The sequence below is a fragment of the Halomicronema sp. CCY15110 genome (assembly GCF_016888165.1).
Classification (GTDB): domain Bacteria; phylum Cyanobacteriota; class Cyanobacteriia; order Phormidesmidales; family Phormidesmidaceae; genus Halomicronema.
Window position 1 is genome coordinate 1 of record NZ_JACSWC010000280.1, and the last position, 26,664, is coordinate 26,664.

26 protein-coding genes are annotated in these 26,664 nt (G+C 54.7%); 12 read left to right on the forward strand and 14 right to left on the reverse strand.

Translation table 11 applies throughout. From position 1 onward, the window contains the following. Positions 1 to 342 carry a DUF262 domain-containing protein gene (locus JUK32_RS11665; protein WP_204139030.1) on the reverse strand — a complete coding sequence of 114 codons (342 nt, stop codon included), beginning with the start codon at positions 340 to 342 and terminating at the stop codon, positions 1 to 3. Between the two features lie 219 nt (positions 343 to 561). Beyond that, positions 562 to 831 (reverse strand): hypothetical protein, encoded by a 270-nt coding sequence (locus JUK32_RS11670; RefSeq protein ID WP_204139031.1) that lies wholly within the window; start codon positions 829 to 831, stop codon positions 562 to 564. Positions 832 to 1,096: 265 nt separating this feature from the next. Here JUK32_RS11670 and JUK32_RS11675 point away from each other — a divergent pair, with 265 nt between their 5' ends. From JUK32_RS11675 to JUK32_RS28705, 3 genes are all read left to right on the forward strand, one after another. Next, positions 1,097 to 1,564 (forward strand): tetratricopeptide repeat protein, encoded by a 468-nt coding sequence (locus tag JUK32_RS11675; protein WP_204139032.1) that lies wholly within the window; start codon positions 1,097 to 1,099, stop codon positions 1,562 to 1,564. Positions 1,565 to 1,800: 236 nt separating this feature from the next. After that, positions 1,801 to 2,346, forward strand: a complete 546-nt coding sequence (locus JUK32_RS11680; RefSeq protein ID WP_204139033.1) for an META domain-containing protein — start codon at positions 1,801 to 1,803, stop codon at positions 2,344 to 2,346. Positions 2,347 to 2,439: 93 nt separating this feature from the next. Then, positions 2,440 to 2,550, forward strand: a complete 111-nt coding sequence (locus tag JUK32_RS28705) for an NAD synthetase (protein ID WP_375541565.1) — start codon at positions 2,440 to 2,442, stop codon at positions 2,548 to 2,550. Between the two features lie 27 nt (positions 2,551 to 2,577). Here the strand turns inward: JUK32_RS28705 and JUK32_RS11685 are convergent, their stop codons facing one another. The 3 genes from JUK32_RS11685 to lysA all read right to left on the reverse strand — a co-directional run bounded on the left by JUK32_RS11685 (position 2,578) and on the right by lysA (position 5,825). After that, complete coding sequence (locus JUK32_RS11685) at positions 2,578 to 3,327, reverse strand: isoprenyl transferase (RefSeq protein ID WP_204139034.1); 750 nt, start codon at positions 3,325 to 3,327, stop codon at positions 2,578 to 2,580. Beyond that, entirely contained in the window at positions 3,324 to 4,250 is a 927-nt protein-coding gene (cdaA, locus tag JUK32_RS11690) for a diadenylate cyclase CdaA (RefSeq protein ID WP_204139035.1), read from the reverse strand. The genes JUK32_RS11685 and cdaA overlap by 4 nt, the downstream gene beginning before the upstream one ends. 153 nt (positions 4,251 to 4,403) lie before the next feature. Continuing rightward, the gene (gene lysA / locus JUK32_RS11695) at positions 4,404 to 5,825 is read right to left on the reverse strand and encodes a diaminopimelate decarboxylase (protein ID WP_204139036.1); all 1,422 of its coding nucleotides are present in this window, start codon (positions 5,823 to 5,825) and stop codon (positions 4,404 to 4,406) included. Between the two features lie 149 nt (positions 5,826 to 5,974). Between lysA and rimI the strand changes: the two genes are divergently transcribed. From rimI to JUK32_RS11720, 5 genes are all read left to right on the forward strand, one after another. Next, positions 5,975 to 6,523: a ribosomal protein S18-alanine N-acetyltransferase gene (rimI, locus tag JUK32_RS11700; protein WP_309224532.1), complete on the forward strand. Its 549-nt coding sequence runs from the start codon at positions 5,975 to 5,977 to the stop codon at positions 6,521 to 6,523. Positions 6,524 to 6,754: 231 nt separating this feature from the next. Beyond that, positions 6,755 to 9,226 carry an ATP-dependent Clp protease ATP-binding subunit gene (locus tag JUK32_RS11705; RefSeq protein ID WP_204139038.1) on the forward strand — a complete coding sequence of 824 codons (2,472 nt, stop codon included), beginning with the start codon at positions 6,755 to 6,757 and terminating at the stop codon, positions 9,224 to 9,226. A gap of 235 nt (positions 9,227 to 9,461) precedes the next feature. Continuing rightward, positions 9,462 to 9,950 carry a hypothetical protein gene (locus JUK32_RS11710; RefSeq protein WP_204139039.1) on the forward strand — a complete coding sequence of 163 codons (489 nt, stop codon included), beginning with the start codon at positions 9,462 to 9,464 and terminating at the stop codon, positions 9,948 to 9,950. 264 nt (positions 9,951 to 10,214) lie between these two features. Beyond that, positions 10,215 to 10,733 carry a YdcF family protein gene (locus JUK32_RS11715; RefSeq protein ID WP_239112578.1) on the forward strand — a complete coding sequence of 173 codons (519 nt, stop codon included), beginning with the start codon at positions 10,215 to 10,217 and terminating at the stop codon, positions 10,731 to 10,733. A 197-nt stretch (positions 10,734 to 10,930) separates the two neighbouring features. Then, entirely contained in the window at positions 10,931 to 11,611 is a 681-nt protein-coding gene (locus tag JUK32_RS11720; protein ID WP_204139041.1) for a Mo-dependent nitrogenase C-terminal domain-containing protein, read from the forward strand. A 126-nt stretch (positions 11,612 to 11,737) separates the two neighbouring features. Here JUK32_RS11720 and JUK32_RS11725 read toward each other — a convergent pair whose 3' ends face one another. Further along, positions 11,738 to 13,492, reverse strand: coding sequence for a diflavin flavoprotein (locus JUK32_RS11725; RefSeq protein ID WP_204139042.1), 1,755 nt, complete (start codon positions 13,490 to 13,492; stop codon positions 11,738 to 11,740). A 121-nt stretch (positions 13,493 to 13,613) separates the two neighbouring features. Continuing rightward, entirely contained in the window at positions 13,614 to 15,347 is a 1,734-nt protein-coding gene (locus JUK32_RS11730) for a diflavin flavoprotein (RefSeq protein ID WP_204139043.1), read from the reverse strand. 375 nt (positions 15,348 to 15,722) lie between these two features. On the opposite strand from JUK32_RS11730, the gene JUK32_RS11735 reads away from it, so the two are divergent. After that, positions 15,723 to 15,989, forward strand: coding sequence for a hypothetical protein (locus JUK32_RS11735; protein ID WP_204139044.1), 267 nt, complete (start codon positions 15,723 to 15,725; stop codon positions 15,987 to 15,989). A 132-nt stretch (positions 15,990 to 16,121) separates the two neighbouring features. Here the strand turns inward: JUK32_RS11735 and JUK32_RS11740 are convergent, their stop codons facing one another. The 6 genes from JUK32_RS11740 to JUK32_RS11765 form a co-directional block, all read right to left on the reverse strand. Beyond that, positions 16,122 to 16,997 carry a DUF6671 family protein gene (locus JUK32_RS11740; RefSeq protein WP_204139045.1) on the reverse strand — a complete coding sequence of 292 codons (876 nt, stop codon included), beginning with the start codon at positions 16,995 to 16,997 and terminating at the stop codon, positions 16,122 to 16,124. Positions 16,998 to 17,308: 311 nt separating this feature from the next. Next, a complete protein-coding gene (locus tag JUK32_RS11745) occupies positions 17,309 to 17,875 on the reverse strand; it encodes a phosphate-starvation-inducible PsiE family protein (RefSeq protein WP_239112579.1) in 567 nt (188 codons plus the stop codon). Between the two features lie 52 nt (positions 17,876 to 17,927). Next, positions 17,928 to 18,251, reverse strand: a complete 324-nt coding sequence (locus tag JUK32_RS11750; protein WP_204139046.1) for a Mo-dependent nitrogenase C-terminal domain-containing protein — start codon at positions 18,249 to 18,251, stop codon at positions 17,928 to 17,930. A 337-nt stretch (positions 18,252 to 18,588) separates the two neighbouring features. Beyond that, positions 18,589 to 18,921: a P-II family nitrogen regulator gene (locus JUK32_RS11755; protein ID WP_204139047.1), complete on the reverse strand. Its 333-nt coding sequence runs from the start codon at positions 18,919 to 18,921 to the stop codon at positions 18,589 to 18,591. Between the two features lie 86 nt (positions 18,922 to 19,007). Continuing rightward, complete coding sequence (locus tag JUK32_RS11760; protein WP_204139048.1) at positions 19,008 to 20,207, reverse strand: sodium-dependent bicarbonate transport family permease; 1,200 nt, start codon at positions 20,205 to 20,207, stop codon at positions 19,008 to 19,010. 757 nt (positions 20,208 to 20,964) lie between these two features. Then, positions 20,965 to 21,210 (reverse strand): hypothetical protein, encoded by a 246-nt coding sequence (locus JUK32_RS11765; RefSeq protein ID WP_204139049.1) that lies wholly within the window; start codon positions 21,208 to 21,210, stop codon positions 20,965 to 20,967. A gap of 511 nt (positions 21,211 to 21,721) precedes the next feature. On the opposite strand from JUK32_RS11765, the gene JUK32_RS11770 reads away from it, so the two are divergent. From JUK32_RS11770 to hetR, 3 genes are all read left to right on the forward strand, one after another. Then, positions 21,722 to 23,521 (forward strand): FAD-dependent oxidoreductase, encoded by a 1,800-nt coding sequence (locus JUK32_RS11770; protein ID WP_239112581.1) that lies wholly within the window; start codon positions 21,722 to 21,724, stop codon positions 23,519 to 23,521. A 158-nt stretch (positions 23,522 to 23,679) separates the two neighbouring features. Beyond that, positions 23,680 to 23,964: a hypothetical protein gene (locus JUK32_RS11775; protein ID WP_204139051.1), complete on the forward strand. Its 285-nt coding sequence runs from the start codon at positions 23,680 to 23,682 to the stop codon at positions 23,962 to 23,964. Positions 23,965 to 24,179: 215 nt separating this feature from the next. After that, positions 24,180 to 25,124 carry a heterocyst differentiation master regulator HetR gene (hetR, locus tag JUK32_RS11780; RefSeq protein ID WP_204139052.1) on the forward strand — a complete coding sequence of 315 codons (945 nt, stop codon included), beginning with the start codon at positions 24,180 to 24,182 and terminating at the stop codon, positions 25,122 to 25,124. 290 nt (positions 25,125 to 25,414) lie between these two features. Here hetR and JUK32_RS11785 read toward each other — a convergent pair whose 3' ends face one another. Continuing rightward, complete coding sequence (locus JUK32_RS11785) at positions 25,415 to 26,260, reverse strand: bacteriorhodopsin-like (RefSeq protein ID WP_255538219.1); 846 nt, start codon at positions 26,258 to 26,260, stop codon at positions 25,415 to 25,417. Positions 26,261 to 26,664: the final 404 nt, after the last annotated feature.

Here is a 26,664-nt window from a genome sequence, read left to right on the forward strand (position 1 = left end):
CTACATGCTCACTGTCCTTGCCGCTGGTCTGGCAACGTAGCACAATTCCCCGATGTTTTTCTTGCGCTTACCCTGGGTTATAAGCCTTTGTTGCCCATCAAGAATGTCTAAGGAATCATATGCATAGCCACCAGTACGTTTGTTGACTACATTCCAAATCATACATCCCAAAAAATATTCTTTTTCAGGATCTGACTCCATCGCATCATTGACATCGTTTAAGAGTTCATTAATTTGCTGTGCTTCCCAAACATAAGCTCTCTGGTATTCAGGAATTCTAAAAAAACGGTCTTTATCAAATAAATCTTTGATGTATAGTTTCCCTGTTCCAAGTGTCTTCATGAACTCTATTCCTAGAAAAATTGATTTGGCAAGTTAATCTGTTGGTTGGCGATGGTATTCAGAGAAGTGTCCTTATCACTTGCCACTTCACAGCCACATACCCAATTTTCCCCAACCACCCTATTTTGCAACACCTTTCGGATACAGACCCAATAAAAAGCCACTGAGGAAGGGACAACCTTTCAGTGGCTTGAATCTTGCAGATAAATCAGTGTCTGGTCATGTTTGATCTGACTGCATCACCCGTTTTGTCAGTATCCGCATCACTTCACCCGGATTCACTGTCGGCAACGGCTGAGACCAGTCCTCAGGGCGGGCATAGCCCAACCGATACAGCGTCAATACACAGGAATGAACCACTTGCGGACTACCGATCGCTAACACCCGCAAAATATCCGGCGATGGCTGATCTCTCAGATCAATCAAGGGCGGAGCTGTCGTCTTCGGCACTATAGCGGCAACATCCTGCTCAACCCATACTTCAGACAAACAATGGGTGAAAGACTGCGGCGAACATGCTGACACCCACAATCGCCTCGATTTGCTCTGGGGCCAGTAACAGGGTGTGCAAGGGGATGTGGCGGTTTGTCGCCCCCAGGGCACCGTCCCCAATGGTTGGCAGGGGCGATCGCGCTCACATTTTTCTACGAATAAAGCTACTGTTAGGGCAAGGGCCTCAGGCAGCACAGCACCGGATCGTAGTAACGGTGCATCGGGCCACTGAGCGACCTCCGCTTTGTAATCTCTCAAGTCTATGGGTTCCGACGCGCAATCACTCTTGCAAAATCTCAAAGCCGACGACGTGAATGTGCGCCAAGTGGCGACAGAAGCGTTATGGCGACTGTGGTACACCCAAAAAGGAGCCTACGGCGCACAACTCTTAGTCCGTAGCCAAAAATTGATGGATCAGGGACAGGCCGATGAAGCGGAAACCATCCTGACCGAAACCCTCGAAGCCATGCCAGACTTTGCCGAAGCCTGGAATCGCCGGGCGGTGCTGTACTACATGCAGCAGCGCTATTGGGCCGCGATCGCTGACTGCGACAAAGTCACTGAGCTCGTGCCTTACCATTTTGGGGCTTTGCATGGCTTGGGCCTTTGCCACATGCAGCTCGGCAACCACACGGCAGCCATTCAAGCGTTTCGGCGGGCCTTAGCGGTGCAGCCCTACGCCACCGCAAATCAGCGCCTCATCTTGGAATGCGCCGCCCAATTAAGTTGATGCAATGAGCCGATATCGGAGAGACGCCAGACTGTAGTCACGTCGTCGAGCTCCCGGTCTGAGCCAGTCACCAAGTCGCCATTTAAATAAGTGTGAAAATTGCTTTGATCGCGGAACCTGAGCGGTATGGTGTGCCATAAGGTCTTGCTGATCTTGACAATCAGGCTGCTTGCCGTGAGCTTCTTTTCGTTTAAGCAAACTGTGATTAATTACCCGATTAGGTGTGGAGGATAATGATGCAACCATCCCATTCTGTTTCTTGGGCGATCGCCTCAGCCGTGGCGATTTGTGGCGCAACGGCGACGACCGCCATGGCGCAAGAGCCGATGTTAACTGGCCCGCTCTGGATGTTAGAAGAAATCGTTTATAACAACGACACCATGACCGTGCCGGACGATCCGGAGCTGTATTCCATCCAATTTTTTGAAGATGGCACCCTGGGCGTCCGTGCCGATTGCAACGTCGGCAACGGTATCTTCGACCCCGAAAGTCCTGACTTCATTACCTTGCAAGCCTTCACCCTGGCGGCTTGTGGCCCCGATTCGCTGGATGATGAATTCCGTCGCGGATTAGAAGATGCTGTCAACTATTTCTTCGTCGATGGCGATCTGTTGATGGATCTCCCCTTCGACACTGGCACCATGCGGTTCATGGCGGATGAAACGATGGTTGAAGACGAGATGGAAGAAGACATGGTGGTCGAAGACGAGATGGAAGAAGAAGTCGTCGTTGAGGAAGAGATGGAAGCAGACATGGAAGAGCCCGTACCCGGTCTCTGGTAACTCCGGTCAAGCAACCTCATCGCCAGACATGCGCCGACTCCAGGGTCGCAACCGTATGTCTGGCTTATTTATAGACATTGATCACAGGATGGGATGGACACATTACCCAATTTGGACTGGCTGTTGGGGGGCATCGCGCTCGTCATTTTATTGGGCGGTCTTTGGCTGCTGTTGGATGGCGTCAAAAGTATGGGTGACGACTAGTTGACAGCGATCGCCGCCCCGACTCACTCAAATCTTGCCAAAGCGTCGATGCCGCTGCTGATAGTCACTCAACGCCTGCTGAAACTCCGCCAGATCAAAGTCCGGCCACAGCGTATCCGTCACGTAGAGCTCAGCATAGGCAAGTTGCCAGAGTAAAAAGTTGCTGATGCGCATTTCGCCACTGGTGCGGATTAGCAGGTCGGGATCTTCTGACCCAGCGGTATAGAGATGGCGACTAAACAGATTTTCGTCAATGTCTTCGGGCGCGAGCTTGCCCAACTGCACTTGAGTCGCGATCGCTTGACAGGCCTGCACGATTTCTTGCCGCCCCCCGTAGTTGGTGGCGACGGTAAAGCGAATGCCAGGGTTATCGCGGGTTTGCTCAACGGCGCGATCGATCTCCGTTTGTAGGGAAGTCGGCAGGGATTCCAGGTGCCCCACAAATTGGATGCGCACGCCTTCCTGATCCATTTCGGCCAGTTCCTGACGCAATACCCGCTCAAACAGCGTCATCAAAAAATCAACCTCTGTATGGGGACGGCCCCAATTTTCCGTCGAAAATGCATACGCCGTCAGTGCCCCAATGCCCCAGTCATTGCAAGTGCGCAGCAGCTTTTTCAAGGTATCCACGCCCCGGCGATGGCCCATGATGCGGGGCAGGCTGCGGCGTTGTGCCCACCGACCATTCCCATCCATAATGACGGCGACATGGTGCGGCAGCCGATCGCGATCGAGGGTCGAGGGTAGGGAAGCGGTCACAAGTGGCTCAGCGGTCATTGTTTTCCACGCGGGGCAGATGACGGGACAAAGGGAAGGCGCTGCCAAAAAGCACGCCCCTGTCTAAGCAACCGTTTACTCAAACTACGCAGTTGCGGGCTGACCGAGTCTCGATCAACCGATAAGGAGAGGCGATCGCTTAACAACTCCCTTAGTTTACTGCTCGTTAGGGGGCGATTTAGCTTTCCCCCTTCCGCCATCGAAATTGAGCCCGTTTCTTCAGAAACCACAATGCAGAGACAATCTTCCACCCGTTCGGTGATGCCCATCGCCGCCCGATGGCGAGTGCCCAACTGACGCGAGGCCGAGCGTTCGGAAATCGGCAAAATTACCCCTGCTGCCAACACCCGAGAGCCCCGCACCAGCACGGCTCCGTCGTGCAGTAGCGTGCTGGTTTGAAAGATCGTTTGCAGCAGCTCGCGGGAGATCTCCGCATTCAGCCGTACCCCCGGCACCGAAAAATCCCGTTCATCAATGGGGCGATCGGTCTCCACAATAATCAGTGCCCCGATCCGGTTTTGCGATAGCTCCTTGACGGCATCGACGAGCTCATCAATGGCGCTATTCGGCTCCGGCACGAGTTCGCGATCGGCAATCACCAACAATTGGCCCAATCGCCCCCGGCCAATTTGCTCCAGCAAGCGACGAAATTCTCCCTGCAAGATAAAAGCCATGGCCACCGCCGAGCCAATGACCAGCTTATCCAGCACAAATGCCAGCAGCGCTAGCCCCACATTGCGGCTAATCGTGGCGGCTAGCAGCAACATAATGAAACCGCGCACCATCCATAGGGTGCGGCGTTCGCCAATGAGTACCAGCAGGGTGTAAACCAGCAGCACGACCAGCACTCCATCCAGGAGTCTCAATGGCCATCCTCCCAGAAGATCGAGGATTATCTGCCCTTGCTCCCAGAATTGCCCCATGTGCAGTGCCGTAGCTTCATTCCCAACGGATGACGGACGGTTTTCAACGCTAAAACATAGCGCCTTGTACAGTAAAAAGCCTTTCCCATCATTGGCCTATTGGAGCCGCGATCGCCGCTCTCGCTAGACCAATGAGAGTTACATGCAGTTGCGTTATTCGGAGTCGGTTCCAGCGGTCGCCATTAAGCTAGCTGGTAAACAGTCATGACGGATCAAATCCTGTAACGTTTCTCGCTGAATAATGAGATGGGCTTCTCCCGCTTTGACCAAGACCGCCGCCGGTCGAGGTACGCGGTTATAGTTCGAAGCCATGCTGTAGTTGTAGGCACCCGTACCTGCCACAACAATAACGTCATTTGCCGCTAACGCGGGCAGGTACGCTTCTTGAATCACCACATCGCCCGATTCACAGTGCTTACCCGCCAGGGTGGTTTTCTCCGTCAGGGGGGCCGACATCTGGTTGGCCGCGAGCGCTCGGTACACCGACTGATAGGTGATGGGACGCGGATTATCCGACATGCCCCCATCCACTGCGACGTAGGTCCGGATCCCCGGCACGGTTTTTTGACTGCCCACTTTGTACGCCGTCACTGCCGCAGAGCCAATCAGCGATCGCCCCGGTTCGGCAATTAACTTGGGTAACGGTACCCCTTGGGCCTTACAGGCTTGGGCCACCGACTCCGCCACCGTCTTCACCCAAGTCTCAATACTGGGGGGATCATCGTGCTCGGTGTAGCAAATACCCAGCCCGCCGCCAATATCCAGCTCCGAGACGGGTAAACCATACTCAGCTGCCTTTTTTAGCCACTGCACCATCACCCCCGCCAGATCCGCGTGGGGCTGCAGTTCAAAAATTTGCGAGCCAATGTGGGCGTGCAGGCCCAGACAACGCAACTGCGGCTGCTGTGCCACAAACTGAAACACCTCCTCAATCTGGTCGGGATCAAACCCAAATTTACTGTCCAGGTGTCCGGTGCGAATGTACTCATGGGTGTGACACTCGATCCCCGGCGTTAGCCGCAGGAGAATGGGCACGGTGTTGCCAGCGGTTTGGGCCAGTTGACTCAGAGACTTCAGCTCAAACCAGTTATCCACCACAATGCGGCACCCCGCCTCTAGGCCTTGTTGCAGCTCATCGAGGGACTTGTTGTTGCCATGAAAATAGAGGCGATCGCTGGGCACTCCCGCTTTGATGGCCCCCAGCAACTCGCCCCCCGAAACCACATCAATCCCTAGATTTTCCTGATTCACCACAGCACACACCGCCAAACAATTCCATGCCTTCGAGGCATAGATCACGAGCGATTCGCCTGGATAATACTGCTGCATCGCGGTGCGATACTGCTGACAAGCCGCCCGCAGCGTGTCTTCGTCCAATACATACAAAGGGGAACCATAGCGCTCTAGTAGCTGCGGCACATCACAGCCCCCCACAACCAGGTGATCATTCTCCGCCACTTGGGCAGTTAAGGGCAGCAAGTTTTGATTGGGAGAAGCGCTACGCGCCGACAACGTGGCTGCATGGGCCGCCAAATAACTCAAACTCGTACGTGGAGAATCGACTGTGGAAACCATAAAAATTGCGTATTGAGTAAACAAACAACGTAGACACCAAAGGCGGCAGAGCCGATTAACCAAGGGCTGCCCAAGACACTAGTGTACAATCGACAACTGCGTCCTTGCTCGCTCGGCGAGTCTCTTCTATGCATATTCTCTGCCGTTCCGTGACTCCTTCAGATCTAGCGGATGTGGTCGACTTAGACCATCGATGTTTTGGTGGGTTATGGAACGCCGATGGCTATCGTCGCGAAATCACCAGCCCGAACAGTGATTTATTAGTTTTAGAAATCTCGGCTCAGGAGCGGTCTCAAATTGTCGGCATTGGCTGCCTATGGGCCATCTTGGACGAAGCCCACATTACCCTGTTGGGCATTGATGCGCCTTATCAGCGGCGAGGTTGGGGGCGCTGGCTGCTGATTCACCTTTTGCTGGCGGCGGGCGATCGCGGCCTCACCCACGCCACGCTAGAAGTCCGCCAATCTAACCAAATCGCCCTCGCGTTATACGAGTCCTTGGGATTCCGGGTGGCGGGCGAACGGCGACGCTACTACGCCGACGATGAGAGCGCCCTGATTCTCTGGTGCAGCCACCTACAAGACCCGGCGTTCTTGACCGAGCTTCGCACCCAACAGCAGCAACTCACCGACCCACTGCGTCAAACCGCCAATGTCGCCACTGCTCAGTCGCCATCATGGGCTGGCCGACCCTCCTAACGAGTGATTTGCCGCTCACTGATCCCCTCGTTTGGCGGCGGCAATCGCCCAGGCTGCGACGCAATCGCAACAAAAGTTTAAGCATTGGGATCGCTGTAGATTGTGGCGGGATTTTGCAAAAACTCACCCCTATAGACGGTTTTCACCACTGTGTCCGGTGCCACAGATCGCCAATACCCCTGTGCTAGAATCACCGTAACCAGCGCCCAGCAGGTATTTGGAAATCCACTAATGTTTGAACGCTTCACAGAAAAAGCTATTAAAGTCATCATGCTCGCCCAAGAAGAGGCCCGTCGTTTAGGCCATAACTTCGTGGGTACCGAGCAAATTCTCCTTGGCCTTATAGGAGAAGGTACCGGCGTCGCCGCCAAAGTCCTCAAATCGATGGGCGTCAATCTCAAAGATGCCCGCATCGAAGTTGAGAAAATTATTGGTCGCGGTTCTGGATTTGTAGCCGTTGAGATTCCCTTTACCCCGCGCGCCAAGCGGGTGTTGGAGCTCTCTCTCGAAGAAGCTCGTCAACTGGGACACAACTACATCGGCACAGAACATTTGTTGTTAGGGCTGATTCGCGAAGGCGAAGGCGTCGCTGCCCGCGTCTTAGAAAATCTGGGCGTAGATCTGTCGAAAGTCCGGACTCAAGTTATCCGCATGTTGGGAGAAACCGCCGAGGTTTCCTCCGGCGGTAGTCAAGGCCGCACAAAAACTCCGACTCTCGATGAGTTTGGCTCCAATCTGACCCAGATGGCGGGTGAGGGCAAGCTTGATCCCGTGGTCGGTCGTCAGAAAGAAATTGAGCGGGTGATTCAGATTCTCGGGCGGCGGACGAAAAATAACCCGGTGCTGATTGGTGAACCCGGCGTGGGTAAAACCGCGATCGCCGAAGGGTTAGCCCAGCGCATCACCAACGGTGATATTCCCGACATTCTGGAAGAGAAGCGAGTCGTCACGCTGGATATTGGTCTGCTGGTCGCCGGCACCAAGTATCGTGGTGAGTTTGAAGAGCGGCTGAAAAAGATCATGGATGAAATCCGTTCTGCGGGTAATGTCATCCTGGTCATTGATGAAGTTCACACCTTGATTGGTGCGGGAGCCGCCGAAGGCGCGATCGATGCTGCCAATATTCTGAAACCTGCCCTAGCCCGGGGTGAGTTGCAGTGTATTGGTGCCACCACGTTGGATGAGTACCGCAAGCACATCGAGCGTGACGCCGCTTTAGAGCGCCGCTTCCAGCCGGTGATGGTGGGTGAGCCGAGCATTGATGAAACCATCGAGATTCTCCATGGTTTGCGCGAGCGCTATGAGCAGCACCACAAGCTAAAAATCACTGACGATGCCCTGGATGCGGCTGCGAAGCTATCTGACCGTTACATCTCGGATCGATTTTTGCCCGATAAAGCGATCGACCTGATCGACGAAGCCGGCTCTCGGGTGCGCCTGATCAATTCTCAGTTGCCCCCAGCAGCGAAGGAATTGGACAAGGAACTGCGGCAGGTTCTGAAAGATAAGGACAATGCGGTTCGTTCCCAGGACTTTGACACGGCGGGTGAGTTACGCGATCGCGAGATGGAGATCAAAGCTGAAATCCGCAGCATCGCGCAGAACAAAAAGGCTGAAGACGAAAGCGGCGACGATAGCAGCATGCCCGCCGTTGATGAGGAAGACATCGCCCAAATTGTCGCCTCTTGGACGGGCGTTCCGGTGAGCAAACTGACCGAGTCCGAATCCGAGAAGCTGCTCCACATGGAGGATACGCTCCATCAGCGGTTGATTGGTCAGGACGAAGCGGTGAAAGCAATTTCTCGGGCAATTCGTCGCGCCCGTGTCGGTTTGAAAAATCCCAACCGTCCTATTGCCAGCTTCATCTTTTCTGGCCCGACTGGGGTGGGTAAGACTGAGCTCACGAAGTCTTTAGCTGCCTACTTCTTCGGCTCTGAAGACGCGATGATCCGGCTGGATATGTCGGAATTTATGGAGCGCCATACCGTCTCCAAGCTGATTGGCTCACCGCCAGGATATGTCGGCTACAGCGAAGGGGGGCAGCTAACCGAAGCCGTCCGTCGTCGTCCTTACACCGTGGTGCTGTTCGACGAAATCGAAAAAGCTCACCCCGATGTCTTCAATATGCTGCTGCAAATCTTGGAGGATGGTCGTTTGACCGATGCCAAGGGCCGCACCGTGGACTTTAAGAACACGCTGCTAATCATGACCTCCAACATTGGCTCTAAGGTCATTGAGAAAGGGGGTGGCGGTCTGGGCTTCGACTTTGAAGAAGACCAAGCCGACTCCCAGTACAATCGGATTCGCTCTTTGGTGAACGAGGAACTGAAGCAATACTTCCGTCCAGAGTTCTTGAACCGCTTGGATGAAATCATCGTCTTCCGTCAGCTCACCAAGGACGAAGTCAAAGATATCGCCGATATCTTGCTGAAGGAAGTCTTCGGCCGCTTGCTGGAGCAGGGAATTGAACTCCAAGTCACCGAGCGATTCAAGGATCGACTGGTGGAAGAGGGTTATAACCCCAGCTACGGAGCGCGGCCCTTACGGCGCGCCATTATGCGCCTGTTAGAAGACACCTTGGCAGAGGAAATCCTCTCGGGTCGTCTACAAGATGGCAATACGGCCTCTGTGGACGTGGATGACGCCGGCAAGGTCGTCATTCAGCCAGGCGAAAGACGAGAACTGCTGTCAGCAGCTGACTAATCTACCGCCGCCCGTTCCGGTTGGAATCCTGAAAAAGGCGATCGCTCTTCGGCGCGATCGCCTTTTTTGTGTAAACATTCCTTAATCAACTTTTCAGATATCTTGTCGAGACCCGGCCCCAACCTCAATAATGATTGACAACAGTTCACGGTCATCTATAGCAGTCATTGCTGACGTAAAGACGCACGGGTAGTTTGTTTGCCGTCTTGCTCACTGTTTGACTCTAGTGACTGTAATGTTTAAGGAATCTTGCCAGTTGGCAGTTGGGAGTATTGACATGGGCCTGATCAAGAAAATTTTCGGGGGCATTTTTGGCCTCATTGGCGGCATCTTTGGCAGCATTGCCAAGATTTTTGGCATTGGGAAGCAAGGCGAGTTCTATATGGAACTGGACGAAGCGGCGCAGCCCGTTGCCGACATCGTGAACACAGTCGTGACCGACGCCCCCGCTACTGATGCGGCCGCTCCCGTGGCTGTAGCGTCCCCTGCGCCCAGTGCATCGCCAGGCAAGGCGTCTTTCAAAGAGCAGATTCCGGCTACCCCCAAGGCAGCGACGCAGTCAACGCCGGCTCAGCAAGTGGCCACGGTGGAGACTGAAATGCCGAAGATTGCTAACTTTGCGACTGACTATTTGGTGAATCCCAAAGTTAACTTTTCCCCCCGCCGTCGTCCCGGCCCCAGTTTGTCTCCGTTCAAAGATATGGCCAAGACGATGGGCCGCTAGGCGCGTCGAGGGGTTAAGGCCGACTCACACAAGTTCAAAGTTTGCCATGGTTGCTGGTGGGTTCATGTTTGCAGGTGAGCCCACCAGTTTTTTGTTGGGCTAGCGCCCCAATGACATTTTTTTGAAGCAGCGTTATCTCCCCCGGCGAAAACGCTATCCTAAGAATTGCCGATTACCGTCGGTGTTGGCCAAAGTATATTGGGTTGCGCTATGGGGAGGCGATCGCGGTTCAATCGATCTTGGCGTCCTTGGGTATTGCTATCGATGCTGCCGATGATGTTGCTAGGGCAAAGCCACATCAAGGCTCAGCTGAGGGAACCGGAAGCAATTTTAGTGCTTGGCGGGGCCGCCGAAAGAGAACATTTTGCGGCGGAGTTGGCCACCCAATACCCCGATCTAGAAGTGTGGGTGTCGTCAGGAACGAATCCGGAATATGCGCACTGGCTGTTTCAAGAAGCCAACATTGCGCCTGATCGTGTCCATTTAGACTATCGAGCGGTGGATACTGTGACCAATTTCACCACGCTGGTCACCGACCTTAAAGCTGAAGGGGTCGAAAGCGTGTACTTAGTGACCTCGGACTATCACATGCGGCGCGCCAGCATTATTGCCCAAGTCGTGTTGGGGCGCTATGACATCACCTTTGAACCCGTGCCAGTGCCCTCTAATTACGGCGCAACGGAACCGCTCCTGCGGGGATTGCGCGACGGCGCTCGGGCGGTCTTGTGGGTGTTTACCGGGCAAACTGGGTCATCGTTGGGGCAACGCTTAAGTAAGTCTTAGGGCTCATCATCAGATCAATCCAGTAACCTGGGGCCTAAACATGACCGCGACTCGTGGGGACACCATCGCCACGAGGGCGATCGCCCATCGCTGAGAATTGTGAACCGACAGCGGGAATGCTGACGCTCAAGAGTGCAGAAAGCTACAATTAAGTCGCATTTCAGCATTCTTAATGCGGTATCGCCTGAAATTGTCTTATGCCTTCCACTACCACTATTGAATCTCCCTACACACCGGAGCAAATCAAGGTCTGGTTTCGCGGTCTGCTCACCATTGCCTGGGCCGACGGCCACTTTGATGAAGAAGAAAAAAGCGTCATTACCTCGATGACCCAGGAGGAATTCGCCCCTAACCTAGATTTTTTTGATGCGCTTGAACCTATTGCGCCAAAGGATTTGGCAGCCGTTCTCGGCCAGCAAACGGAAGCCGCCGAAAATTTTTTGCGCACGGCGGTGATGGTCGCCCTGGCCGATGGCGTTTACTCCACTGAGGAAGATCAAAAACTCCATAGTTTTTGCACTGCCTTAGGTCTGGAAAATCAGGTACTCGATTCGGTGCGTGCCACTCTCTATGATTTGACAGAGACTGCGCCAGTTCAGCCGTCTGACGACGAGCACGGTCTTGAACCGCTGAAACCGGCCCGGGAATGGCTTGATCAGCTAGAGGTCAAAGATCCTCGGCTGGCCCGTTTTATTTGCAAGATGGTGCCCTCGCAATGCCCATTTGAGCGGGATGTCACTTTATTCAAAAAGAAAATTGTTCACATTCCCCCTATGTGCAAGCTCAATCCTTTATATGACCAGTTAGTCGGATTGCGCTTTCGGGCCTTGTCTTACTTGGCGGATGACTGTGCCGAAGATGTGACCCCATATCTTTAAGTTGTAAGAATTTCCAGCATTTTCACCAGATTGCTCAGCCCTTATCCCTGGCAGCACCGTGGGCGAATCGCCCCGCGATCGGAACCACACCCGCTGGGAGAACTCAGTGTGGCGGACTAATGTGGTCTAATATTGACTGCCGGAAGTGCGCTGTTGCACGGCAGTGACGCCATTATCAGCTAAGACATCGCCAGCTTGTACGATCGCATAGACCAGCCAGTGGTCGCCGCACTGCATCCAACGCTGAACGCTGCATTCAAGATATGCCAGCGCTTCTTCCAGAATCAGACAGCCATTGGAACCGGCGTAATGCGCGACGGCTCGAAACGGATGATCGCCAGGCTGGGGCTGGTGGGCAAAATGACGCCGAATGGTGCGCCTCTCGGTCAAGACATTGAGCACAAATTTGGCCTCGGGATGCAGAAAGCGCTGGGCATAGGGGTTGACTGGGATTGCCATCATAATGCCGGGGGGATGAAAGCTTGATTGGGTCACCCAAGAGGTGAGTGCGCCACTGTGGGTATCGCCCTGACAGGTGGTAGCGACGCACAGGGAACCAATTACTCGCCCCACCGCTTGCTCGGTGCGATCGGCCTGAGTTTCGGTAATGGCCTGACGGGGCGACTGGCGTTTTTTTTGCTTGCGCAGTTGCTGGGCAAACTGCGCACCCGCGTCTCGGCACGTTTTCAGTACGTCAGCGGTCGGACTGAAACGCCCGCGAATCGTGTCAAAGCCCAACCGATAATTGTTGTCGCGCAATTTGTCTTCAATCAGGTCGATCGCTTCCCCACTCCAGCCGTAGGAGCCAAAGACGCCGGCTAGTTTGGTTTTGGTTGCTGAGGAGAGGACAATGCCCAGCGCTGTCTGGATTTGCACGGGAGCATGGCCCCCCAGCGTTGGGGAACCAATAATGAAACCATCGCTGGTTTCGATCGCTTTCGCCAGTTCCACCGGGTCAGCCTGCTCACAGTTAATCGATTCCACGGACAATCCGGCCTCAATTAGCCCTTGGGCGATCGCATCCGCCAGAATCGCGGTGTTGCCATAGGCCGAGGCATACAGCAACGCGACTCGCATCGTTTTATGGGCTTGGTGTTGGCTCCACTGACGATAGTCATTTTGTAACCGGCTGAGGCTATAGCGCACGACGGGGCCGTGCCCAGGGGCAATATATTTCAATGGCAGAGGGGCGATGAGGGCCAGGGCAGCTTGTACCTGCTGGGTTTGTGAGGCATGGAGACAGTCGAAGTAGTAGTGGCGATCGACCTCTAACTTGCGCCAGTCTTCATCAAAGAGGGCATCGTTGCAGATGTGTGCCCCAAAGAGTTTGTCGCTGTAGAGGATTTGGGTGACGAGGTCATAGGTACAGAGTCCGTCGGGCCACCGGGGAGTCGGCACGGGGAATAGCTGCAACACATGCCCCTGTCCCAAATCAAGCAGCCCTTCGGGAGGGCAAATGGTGTGGAGGCGATCGCCCCAGTCGGGAAAAGTTGCCCGTAATGCTTGAGCGGCTGGCCGCGAGCAAACAATGGTGACTTGCGGCTGCCGCTCCACCAGGGCCGCCAAGGTCGCCATGCGATTGGGGTTCACATGGCCCAAGATGACGTAATCGAGCGGCTCGCCTTCGAGGAAATGTTGCAGCTCTTGCAAGTAGAGGTGGGTGAATGACTCACCGGGGGGATCGATCAGTGCCGTGCGATCGCCGCGAATCACATAAGAATTGGCCGTGGTGCCCTGGCAGAGATTGTACTCAACTTCAAATTTCAGCCGTTCCCAGGTGCGCGATCTCAGCACCGTCGTCTGGCTACCCAGGGTGGCGATTTGTACGTCGCGCGGGCGGGTCGTGGTGAGGGGAGTGGGGTTGAGGGAGGAAGGGTGCATGGTTAGTGAAGGGAGTGTGAGGGTATGAGGGTGGATGGGTATGTGGGCGAAGCCTGCCCAGAGGGCTGGGGTGGATGGGTGTGAAGAGCTGTAAATTCCGAAGTTTGAGTTTTGAACTGAATTAATAGTGATTACCGACTTTGCGATGGTGAACGGCGGTGAGGCCGTCGCGTTTGGCGACTCGTCCAGCGTGGACGGTGGCGTAAACCAACCAATGATCGCTGCCATCCAGGCGGCCCGTGACGGTACATTCCATATAGGCCAGCGACCGGGCGAGGATGGGGGAGCCGTTTTGGGCGGGGTAAGTATCAATGCCGGTGAAGCGATCGGCTCCTGGCGGAAACCGTTTGAGGAAATGCTTAATCAACGGTTGGCAGCGCCCCTCTTCCAACACGTTGAGGACGAAGGTGTCGCCGACGTGTAGCAGTGACTCGATGGCGCGATCTTTAGAGACGGCGATCGCGACCCCGAGCGGTTCAAAGCTGGCCTGAATCACCCAGGAAGCCAACATGGCGCTGGCGACGTCACCTTTGCGCGCCGTCATGATATACAGGCCGCTGCTGATGCGACCGAGGGCGCGATCGAGGCTGGAATCGATCACCTGGCTGGGCTTGACGCTCCGGTTTTGCAGCAGAATTTGACCCAGGTCGGTGCCCGCTTCGTCACAGAGCTGATCGGTGACAGCCGTGGGAGCTGCTTTGAGCACAATTGGCGGAAAGGCTTCCTTGAGTCCCAGCTCTTGAAGTTGCGCGCGGAGGGGATAAAGCGGTTCGTCTTCGCCGCTGCCAGTTTCAAATAGCCCTAAAATCTGCCGACTCGACGCAGTGGCTAAGATCGTGCTCAGACTCGGATGAGTCGCACTGTCTTGCTGCTGGGGGGGCATCCCAATGACGATACCAGCGGCGCAGCTTACCATTTCTCGCACTTCATGGGTATCTGCCACGGATAAATCGACCAGCTCGACCGTCATGCCAGTTTTGGCAATACCTTCGGCAATCGCGCGGGCGAGGCGATCGCTATGCCCGTGCTCATCGACATAAAACAGGGCGACTAGCGTTTCGGCCTGGGCTTGATTTTCACTCCAGGTGCGATATTTTTCGACCCAAGTTTGGCGGTGGTGCCACAGTAAAGGCCCATGCCCCGTGGCGATGAGGTTGACCTCTAGCGGAGCGATGCGCTTGAGGGCCATCAGCACGGAGCGGGCGTTCGGTCCCATTAAACAGTTGTAGTAAGTCTGGAAATCGGGCTCCAACAAGTGCGGCGTTTCGTCCAGCAGGCAGTCGTCGCAATAATGCATGCCAAACACGTCGCAGGTAAACAGGATGCGCGTACCCGCGTCGTAGGTGAAAATTGTGTCGGGCCAGTGGAGGTTGGGGGCTGATACAAACGCCAACTCATGGCCTTTGCCCAAATCCAGAGTGTGGCCGCTTTTAACCACCCTTGAGGCAAAGGGCCGATGCACCATGTTTTCTAAAAACTGGATCGCCACTTTGGAACCAACGACGGTGACGTTAGGGGCGCGATCGAGCACGGCTTGAACGAGGCCACTGTGGTCAGGCTCGGTGTGGTTGACGATGAGATAGTCCAACTCAGCCAGATTGACCTGCCGCTCCAGTTCCTTCAGGTAGAGGTCGTGAAACTTGCGGTGGGTGGTATCGATCAGAGCGGTCTGGTCGCCGCGAATCACGAATGAGTTGTAGGTGGTGCCGTTCTGAAGTTCGAACTCGATATCAAAGCGATCGCGATCCCAATCCAAGCAGCGAATGGTCGTAATATCGGGCGCAATATTTTCCACTTGCAGGGTCAAACGTCCTGCCGGACTCAGAGTAGGAGAAGAATTAACCAGTGCAACCATGAGATTGCCCTCAATGAAATGACATTTTTTCTTACGAAACTTAATTCAATGGTGGCAGTCCGATCATCGAATGTAAAATGTCAATTCCAAAACCAACACATAGGTAATTTATATGAATAAAGCCAGTTGGGTTAAGTTGAGTCTATGTTTTGGGCGTACTGGGCGGCGCTGGAGTCTCTGCTGGACGACGCAAACAGCAGGTGATCAGATTGCGCCTAAGGAGCCTCCTTGTCCACTAACGGGAGCCGGGTTGCTTACTTCATGGGTGACTGATGCGGCGGCAATGCCGCAGTTAGTCATCAACTCTGACCAGCGGACAGATGAAATGAAAGCCTGAGAACGCTAGGTTGAACAATGATGCTCATTTGATGAATTGTGGATTTTGAACAAGCCAAGCTCAGTCCTGGCCGCGTTTTTGACTCGCCAGCGGCGGTAGCTACCACGACCAAGCTGACGACTGCCCAGAAGGTCGAAGTCTTGCAGCAGTGGGAATATGATGCGCGATCGCTGCAAGTCGCGGCGGAAGAAAATATGGGCGACGATCCGAGTAAATTGCTGGATGAGATTTTAGCTGCTTTACACTTGCTCGGGGCGAGTGTGAGTCTTGAGCAGACCCCGCCAACCAAGCAGGGCGGCGTTTAGGCATTGGCCGGAAAACTACGTTTCTAAGCGTTGGGCTGGGGCACCGCTCAGCGCATACAACAACATTTTTCTCCTGAGAACTTTTCGCCTGAGAACTGATCGTCCCGCTGCCCCCAAGAGCGGTCGGTTGGATTAAGGATTGCAGTAGGGACAGTTGCCTGGATCAGCAGTTTGCTGACCATCGGGATAAGTGGCTACTTGGTCAAAGTCGCAGCGCTGGCAACGATAAGTCATTGACAGAGTCAGCAGGGTGGGAGTGCGACACCAGGCGCATGGGAGCCCCGGATTCCGGCGGACAATGTGGAAGCCTGGACACTGACAAGATGGACACCGTTGGTTGATGACCTGTACTAAGTCGGCGGTTGCTTCAGCAATGACTTTCATGCGCGTAGGGTTGAAGTGAGCACGCATGTCGGTTTCGATATGGGCGGTGCTGGTCGTGGCGCTGGCGATCGCGGTTTCGACGGCGGCGGTGAGGGCGGCGGCGGTGACGATGCCTTTGGCGATCGCTGCCGTTGGCGCACTTTCAGCGGTGGGCATCACGACTAGCCCATGCTCTGGAAAGCCAATGGCTTGGGCAAAGGCGAACGCTTCCTCAACGGAACGAATGGTTTGCGATCGGTAATTAGTCTGGGTACTGATCGCCTGACCGACAATTTCTAAATCGTGCTTTTGGTCGAGTAGGAGAACAAGTTCGCGATCGCAGGGCACAAACGGAATGTCGGGATGAGGGCCAAAGCTGCCTTCGCTGGCGATCGCCAGCTCCCCACCCGTCAGCGCTAAAGCGGCTTGAGCTTTGAGACGGGCGGTGGCGAGTTGATCGGCGGGACGCTTTACATCGCGGGTAAAGGTGCCGAAGCGATCGGTGTTGAAGTCAGACGGGACGTGGGTTGAAACGCCGAGACTGGATTGCAGGGGAGGAGCGATCGCCAGCTCTTTACCGTGCATCGTCGCGATGACAACCTGCCGTCCGGCAAACTCGATCGGCGAGTTAGACGCGCTGGGCATAGGCGAAAACTGACCCACGGGAGACTGACGACATCGCCCATAGTAGCAGTCGGCGACTGGGACTGGACTCAACCCGAGGATGGCGACATCCCCTGTCTGAGCCAGTCAGAGCCAGAGCGATGGACTCTCAACTAGAGTTTTCACCCGCGTGGTCACCGCTCTGGAGTTGTAAGAGAAAAAGGGAGAGATCGTTTACAGAACCATGGAGTCAGAAGGGAGCTCTCCCCAAGACTGAGCGAGTGCGGTTCACATCCGCACAAGAGAAACAGGTGGCATGCTCCGAGCCGCCCGGTCGCAAGCGGCTAATTGGCCTAAAAATCTGGGTTGGCAGCCCGAAAAATGGCCATATCTTCCACCTCTTTTGACCGGGCAGGCGGGACGTTGTGGTCAGGATCTGGGAGCCGCGAGCGGTGCCGTTGAGACATCACTTGCTCTGGATCAACCCCATCAAAGGTGGGGGGCAACCACACGCGCACAACCAGCAAGGCCCCCAAGACCATCAGAAAGATACAGGCGACCAGCACCTGAATCCAAGGGGTTTCCAACACTCCTCGCACAATGATTTCGCGCAGCACGGAGACAATGGAAACCTCGACAGCGACCCCAATCGAAACGCGATGCTCTTGCAAATAGATGATGAGTAACCGAAACACCTCAACCAAAATCAGCAGGAATAAAATATCGGAGGTGACGGTCTGAAACTGCAACGGGGGGAGTAGCGACAGCACCATCTCCCGGAGCTGTAAGACCATAAAGCTGAACAGCCCAATACACAGGCAAACGACAATCAAATCTTGAACCGTTTCTAATACCCGAATCACATGGCTACTGTTGAGCCAGCGGTACCAAGGCAGCGGAGAGGAAGAGGGATGATTCATCAGGGTTGAGGGGTGAATGGGTGTAATGACGCAGCTTCAGCCGGGTGAAATATCAGCAATAGCGACAGATATCGACAGCGCACTCTTCGGCCAGATAGCAGAGGGCGCGAAAACGCAGACTTACGACTTCCTCATACAGCGGATTGAGTTTGCACAGGGGCGGCACCTGGATGTGCAGCCACGGCCCGACACGCACTTCACGCTCAAACGGACATTGGGCTGGGATGAGTTGGCAAATCAAATGAGCTTGGGTGGGATGACGCAGCTCAATGTGGTTCAGCCACTGACGCCAAGGGCGGAACACATCTCGGGAACAGCGCAGCTGGCTCTGCCAGGGTTGAGTAAGGATGAGTTTACGGATGGATGAGTGCAACATGGTGGTGTCGGGATGGAAATGCAACTGTTACTGCATAGCCTAGCTATAATTTGAGCGGATGACACTACCCCAAAAATATAAGTATCGATTATGTTTAATAGGCTGGGCTTATCGCTCTATCGCGCGATCGCTCGCCGTCAGGCATGACTCAGATCATCAATGCGGTGCTGAGTACAGACGTGGGGCGATCTCTGTCATTCATCCGTCTCTCCAGCCATGACGTAATCATGACTCGCACCATGGACTGATGCGTTTACAGTCCGCAGAACAGAAAAAGGCTCACTAAAAAAGCCGAGGACAAATGCCCTCGGCTTTTGCAAATCTGTAGTGGCAGACTTTAGCAGCCGTCTGGCCCACAGAACGTGTGCGCGTACAGTACCTCCGCTTCGCAGATATAGGCAATGCCCGCATAATCGTTGAAAAATTTCGCGGCGGCCTGATCCGCAATCTTCTCCGCCATATCCCGGCTTTCGGTGAGTACCTCGAACTTGATATTCGACTCAGTATCGGAAACGCTGGGTTGTCCAGCCGAGCGCACGTTGCGACTGCCTTTCCCGCCAGCATCCACCACCGTGTAACCGGTTGCCCCGGCTTCATCGATGATTTGGGCGACCTTATTCAGCAGCATCTTTTCCGTGATAATGACGAGTTTGTTGGCTGACTTAGCCATGTTGATTACCTCCTTAGAAACGCATTCATTGAACTACTAAGTTGTCAGACGAGGGGCGCAGTCTGTCAGTATGCCCCTTATGAGGATTAGCCACCACCCATCGTCGCCTGGGCCAGCCCAATGAAGAACGGGATGCAGACAGCCAGGGCAATCGGTGTGCCCACCGCAGTGGATGAACCGATGTAGGCAGAGGGGTTAGCTTTGGGAATACCCGCTCGCAATGTAGGCGGCCCGGAGATATCAGAACTGGAAGCCGCGATGACCGACAGAAGCACAACACCGCCGGGGCTGAAGCCGGTCACGATGTGAGCAATGTAGCCCAGACCAAAACCAATGGAACCATGCAGCAGCGGCGCAATCACAGCGTATAGAGCATACCACTGGCCCACCTTCCGCAATTCGCCCAGTCGAGCCCAGGCTTCCATACCCATCACCAACATCAGAATCGAAAGCAGACCGCGAAAACCAGGATCGAAGAAGCTTTCGTAGACGCTCTCCGGCTTGGTGAGAATACCTAGGGCGAGACCGAGTAGCAAAGCTGAGAGGGCAGAACCTTGCAGGCTTTCCTTAATAATGGGCCAGATTTTGACCCGATCATCGGCAGGGCCACCGGACGAACCAGCCGCGCCGCCGCCAGTACCGCCGGAAAAGCTGCCCTCAGCACTACGCTGATCACTATTGGGATAACCGCCTGTCGGCACGGAAGACTCGCTGGAATATCCACCGGCGGCAACCGGCTGCATGCCGCTATACTCGCCTTTGCCGATCGCCTCCGCATTCATGCGATACTTTTCGCGCTTTTGCTTGCCAGCATAGATACTGGCCAGAACGATCGCCGTCACCAGCGCGGGAATATCCATAAAGGGATAGAGCGCCGCGGACCAGGCCTCGTAACCAATGCTTTGCTCTTCTAATAGCGTGATACCAGCGGCCAGAGTTGAGCCACTGACGGCCCCGAATAACCCCCCAGTCGCAATCGCATCCAGAGTTTTGACGCCAGGCATCTGAGCCAACGTATAGCGGGCAATGAATACGACCGAAATGCCGATAATCACGGCGAAGAGTGCGGGCAGCAACATCTCTACCAAGTTGGCATTGCGGATGGCAATGCCGCCGCTGAGGCCAACCTTGATGAGCAGCATAAAGACGATGAACTTGTAGATCGAATCGGGAATCGTTAGTCGGCTACCGAGAGCCGCAACGACCATACCTCCGATCAGAAAGCCGAGTGTCGGGGACTGCAGCTTCGACAAGAAGAGCGACAAAAACTCGGATAAAAAATCCACGAAAACCTCCTTCTACCTGCTCTAACCGGAGCAGCGATGATTGTGACAAGTGAGCTTCAAAGAATTGAAGAAAGTGAGGGTAAAGCGCTTCACCCCCACAGCACAGGTGTTATGCGAAAACCTGTCGACAGAGTGATTTCAGAGATAGTTGCTCTCTGAATAGTGCTGAAAGGCGATAGCTGTCTGGTATCCCCTTCGATAGATTTAGCTCTATCAAGAACTTAATCTCTATACGAATAAGTCTATCCTGAAAAGTGTGGGTTTTAGCGCTTCAGTCGCCCAGATTTGCAACGCGATGTTAAATCCAGGGTATAAGTTTTCCTTTTGATTCTTGATCATCGATTTGTTTTTGGGTTATGTAAATTGCCGCCGGAGAATTTTCCACTCATCTCTGTGGTGGGGCTGGCGGACTGGCGATCACAGGCTGGTTGCGGTGAGCGATCGCAACTAGGTGGGGCATCACAGAGCTAGGGCGCGATTGTCACCGCGACCCTGACTCCCTGCAAACCGGAGTTGAGGCGGGGCCGGTAACGCACACGGCAGCGGGCGATCGCCCCAGTGATGGTTGGAGACTCGCGATCGCGGAATGATACGCCAACGGCGAACTCAATGAGCTGGGTGTAGCTGTCGCCAATTTTCAGAAGTCATTTGAAAAGGGGAGCGATGAGCACCGCGATCGCCGATGGCGCTGTCATCAGATGGGATGGCAATCATCACGAGCAAACCTACCATCCCAACCGTGTGGCCGCGCCTAGCGCTAATCCACCATCATGGGTGGGGATATGGTGGATGGCGCGTAGGTCGTCGCTGGAGTGTGACGCGCCAGGTTAAACCAACCAATAGCGAGCAAAAGGCCCGCCCCACACCCGAGTAAAAAAGTCCAGCCGTGAGAGGCTTCGAGGACGCAGAGGAGGCGGCGATCGCGGCTATATACTTGCACGAGCCAGCCTTCGCTGGTGTGGTTGATTCGGGGACGCAGTTGAGAGGAGTCAAACTTATTCATGGTGTCCGTTTCATGCGGGTCAGTGGTCTGTCGTGATCGGGTCTAATGCCCATCTGTGCAGGAAACACCTGTCGGAAAAATCACCTGTGATGGCTCCGCTCGGGCTCAACAACGACATCTCTGAGCACAAACTAGAGAGATATCTATGCTTTCACCCTGAACCATATTCTTAAGTTTATACTTAGATTTACTGTGGCTGCCAGGTTTTGTGGTCATCCGCCATCAGAATGATCTGAACGCATCGATAAGTTGGGCTTGTTAAAACTGGCTTGGCGTTGGGGCAAAACCACGGGCGATCGCTGACCGGACAGAGCAAGTCAGCCTGTCGGGTGGCCGGTGACACAGTCGCCACTCAGGAGACGGGAAAATCTTTGGCGATGCCAAGCGCTCCTTTTACCGCATCCTCTTATTTAATAGGCCATGGGTCACGACTCGTTAATGGGCCATGGGTCACGACTCGCCCAGTCTCCCTGCTTCGTGCGATCGCCCGCTGTCCGTCATGGTTTTAACAATGCTCACAACTGATGTCTTGGTGGTTGGTGGTGGGGCTGGAGGCACCGCAGCGGCGATTCAAGCCGCGCGGCGCGGTGCGAACACGATCCTGGTCAGCGAGTTGCCCTGGTTGGGGGGCATGTTGACGGCGGCTGGAGTCTCAGCCCCGGACGGCAATGAATTACTCGCTTGGCAAACGGGCCTGTGGGGCGCATTTCTCCGAGCGTTGCGGCAGCGACAACCCGGCGGGTTAGATCATGCCTGGGTCAGCTTTTTCACCTATGAGCCACGGGTCGGCGCGGCCATTTTTGCCGATTGGGTCAACGCTTTGCCTAACTTGCAGTGGCTGGTGGGCAAACGGGCACAAGCCGTTCTGCGAGAGGGCGATCGCATCGTGGGAGTACGCTTTGATGACTGCACCATTCGCGCCCAAATCACCCTGGATGGCACCGAGTTAGGCGACTTGCTGGCGCTGGGCGAGGTGCCCCATCGCTGGGGCTGGGAAGCCCAGTCGCAATTTAACGAACCCAGCGCCCCCGGTTCATTGACCGATCCGGCGGAGCCGCTGCATCCCATCCTGCAAACTTATCCGGTGCAGTCGCCCACTTGGGTCGTGCTGTTACAGGATGCGGGAGCTGGTGAGGAATTGCCCAAAATCACGCCCGCGCATGATTATGATCCCAGTCTGTTTCGGGGGGCATGGGAGGGGTGTGGCGCTGAGCAGTTCATGAACTATGGGCGGTTGCCCAACCACCAGTTCATGCTGAATTGGCCGACCCAGGGCAACGACTATGGCCACGATCTCCATCGGCTGATCGGGGGAGACGCGGCTTGGCAAGCTTGGGCGCAGGAGGCGATCGCCCACTCTCGCAACTTTGCCCATCACATCCAATCTGCCATCGGGCGGCGCTATGGCCTCGCGACCGGGGCGTTTCCACAATTGCCGGATCACCTGGGGGGCGGGGCCTTGGCCCTGATGCCCTACTACCGCGAAAGTCGTCGCCTGGTCGGACTCACCACCGTCACCGAGTCCGACATTTTGCCGCAATCGGGTGAGTTGGCGGCGGCTTTGCCAGTCAATGACCGGGGAGAAATGAGCGCGATCGCGATCGGCAACTATCCCAACGATCATCACTATCCCGGCTTTGACATGCCGTTGGCCCCGAAAGCCCGACATTGGGGCGGTCGCTGGACGGGCACGCCATTTGCTATTCCCTATGAGGCGCTGATTCCCGCCGCGATCGACGGCTTGCTGACCTGTGAAAAAAATATCTCCGTTTCGCACATTGCCAACGGGGCCACCCGGTTGCAGCCCGTGGTGCTGGGCTTGGGCCAAGCGGCGGGCATGGCAGCAGCCCTGTGCATCGAGCAAGGCTGTGAACCCCGTGACTTGCCCGTGGCCCAGGTGCAAATGGCCTTGCTGGAAGAACCGACGGCCCCCGCCGCGATCGTGCCCCTGATTGATACCGTGCCGGAACATCCGGAATGGCGATCGCGTCAATTAACTTTTAAAGCCAATCCTGAGGCTTTTTCTTGTTATCAACACCCCCATTTGTTAAGCCCTCAGCCAAGCATTAATATCCCCGCAGACATCAACGCTGAATACCCTTATCACGGCACCTTAATTCCCACGCTAACGGGAGAAAAGTGGTCGGCAAGATTCCAGTTTACCGATGGTCGCGAACTCACTGTCGTTACCCTGAATCCCTCTGTGGACGACGCTTTTCAGCAGTTCAGTGGGCCTTGCCAAGTCGCTCTGAGAGGCACTCCCAACTGGTATGCCGGTTGGATATTAGTCAACGCCATCGCCCCGATCTAACGAGATTCAGAAAATTTACGCAGCCGTTTTTTCCTGAAGGCAAAGCCTCCCCTCTGAAACATGGAACATCGCCATAGAGGGTTATCTCAACGATGCTTACTTCGATTAAATTACCGCAATTTTGCCTGGCAGCTTTGACGCTAGGTTGTTTGGGCGCTGTGAGTTTTTCATCTAGTTTCAGTGCGCCCTACGCAGACAGTGATCCACGATCGCCCGAGAGTCATCGCGGTAGCGGTCGGGTCGTGACCCAGGTGCCCACCCAATGGCTCCCCGATGCCACTTACGACTATCGCGGCACCGGACGGCTCCAGCAAACTCCGGAAGCCCGGTTGGCCCATCGTGGCAGCGGGCGATCGCCCGCCGCTAGTTCCCAGCCCACCACGGCTTACCGGGGCAGCGGTCGGGTCATTTCGACTCCTGTGGGTTGTCCTGAGTGGGCTTAGCGCAAGTTCAGCGTTAGAGAGCCGGGAATGGCGATCGCGGGGCCCCCGTCGTCCATTCATCTGAGAGTCGGCGCATTTAATGAGCAATTCTGCCTGGTACTGACGATGCCCGCTCAGGCAATGTTCTTGCGACGCTCGCTGTGCCACTCTCGAAAAACCTTAGGTGATATCTATTTTTGTTCTTTGAATCGCTTGGCAGTGTTGGGTTTCGAGTTATGTTTAATGCGTTAGAGTCGGTTAGCAACGATATGGATTTAGTCCGACAGCTTGGCCCCAGTGCGATCGATCAAATTTTGCTGTACATAGCGTTTAGCGCCATGCGCACCGGGGGACATCGTCACGGGGCCTTTTTGGATGCGGCAGCCACAGCGGCCAAGTGTGCCATTTATATGACCTATGTGGAGCAGGGCGAAAATCTGCGCATGACGGGGCATTTACATCACATCGAGCCGAAGCGCGTGAAGGCGATTGTCGGTGAGCTCCAAGAAGCCTTGACCGAAGGGCGTTTGCTCAAACTGTTGGGCTCGCAAGAACCGCGCTATTTGATTCAGTTTCCCTATGTGTGGCTAGACAAATACCCGTGGCAGCCGGGTACCTTTCGGATTCCGAGTACCAGCCTCACCGCCGACGAAAAACGTCTGCTGGAACGCAAACTACCGACCGACATTCCCGATGCGCAAATCATCAACTCGTTCCAACTCATGGAACTGATTGAGTTTTTGCATGAGCGATCGCAAGAAGACTTTCCCCCCGATCGCCGTAGCCCCCTCAGCGAAGCCTTGGCCGAACATATTCGCCGCCGGCTGATGTATTCCGGCACGATTCAGCGGCTAGATTCGCCCTGGGGCATGTCGTTCTATGCCTTAATGCGACCGTCCTCTTCTCCCGCTGACCAAGAAGAGCGCACCTTGATCATGCTGGAAGATACGGCTCGTTACTTTCGCATGATGCGCGAATGGTCGGAGAACAAAGCCAACACGATTCGTGTTTTGGAAGAACTGGACGTGCCGCCGGAGAAACTTCCCGAGGCGATCGCGGAACTCGACGAGGTTTTGCGGGCCTGGGCCGATAAATATCATGAAACCGGGGGGCGACCGATGGTGCTGCAACTAGCCATGGGCCATCAAGCCGACATCGCCGAGTCGTCAACCGAGTCGTAGTGCGGCTTGGGCCAACCGAAAGTTGGCGGTGTTTAGAGTAGACCAACGCAATAGTCGTCCCTCGTCATGCCAGATGTTTCGACTCCGCTGCGCTGCGCTCAACATGGCCGGTTATGTCGTTCCGACTAACGGCAGGAATCTCGGTTGGATAACTTTTTATTTGGCACCCTCTTAGGGGCTTAAAACTGACATAACCGCTCACTACACCGTGTAGTGAGCGGTTATTGCTGGCGGATCGTTGCTGATGCATGGCAGCGTCTGCATGGGCAGGGGCCAGACACCTAACATGTTTACTGAGTACTGCCGACGAGTTCTTCAGCGCGGTTACCGTTGGTGGCAGTCACTGAATGCGGTTCGGCAGCCTGAGTCTCATCAATCTGAGTTTTGACGCGGGCAATTGAGAATACCAGCAAACCAAATACAGGCTTCGCCAACAGGTCAGCAAAGGTGTACCCCACCTGAACGCCAACCGTGGCGGTAGCGCCTTCAATTCCCAATTCAGGCAGTAAGTAGGCGATCGGGTAGACGCCCCAAGAAAACAGCAGCAAGAATCGCATGCCATTGAGCAACGTTTTGACCCGGTTGTCTTGACGCTCTACCGCCTGACTCAGCTCTGTCCAGAGAATGAACAGGATGTATAAGAAGGGCAGCGTACTCACTGCGCCCCAAATGGCGCGGGTCGTAATCGAATCGGCAACTTCGCCCACATACCCGGTGCCAATCATCAGCACCGCTGCGATCGCTAGCTTAGTTAACAAGGGACGAGAAATGTTCTTATTCAGAGCCAACACCGCCACTGCTTCAATTAACAACAGCGGGACTGTCAGCAGCCAATCGACGTATCGATACGCATCATTAAAGGGTTGTCCAGTCGCTAGGTAAGCCCCACCTTGTAAGGTGTAAGCCGTTTCCCAACTATTAAAAATCCGAAAGTAGTGGTAGCCAGCAATACTCACAACCACACCGGAAATGATGATTGCGATTTGGTATTTGCGTCCAACTTGGGACTTGGCATTGAAGAAAAATAAAGCGGCAGCAAACATAGCCGCAATGCACAAAGAAAATGCATTATAGACAAGACTAAATTGATCTGGAGTCAATTCAGTCGGAATCGATGCAATATTGATGTATTCCATACTCCTTTTGAGATTATCTTCAGAAAAGAACAGTCGCCTATAGCAGCGACATTGCCCTTTTTATGCGTTGTTAGCAGCCTCACAAATCGCCCAAAGATAGTCGACAAAGTTGCGAGGCAAAATTAACATTACTCTCACAGCATAAAAAAAATAAGCAGTCTTTATTTGCAACTTGTGATGGAAATCCGGTTATAACCCTGGGCCGAGATCGGCGATCGCTCTCGGCCCAGATCAAGTTCCCAGTCACTGACCTGTAGCAGCCTTGTAAACCATGGGTGAATGCGAAGGATGGCAGACAATTGTAGGCTTAGGATATTCAGAGTTAGTCTGGCAGAGCTCACTGGTGCAGAAAAGTTTTGGGAGCAAAGTATCGGTAGTCTCATCGTGAGAAAGTCGTCACTTTC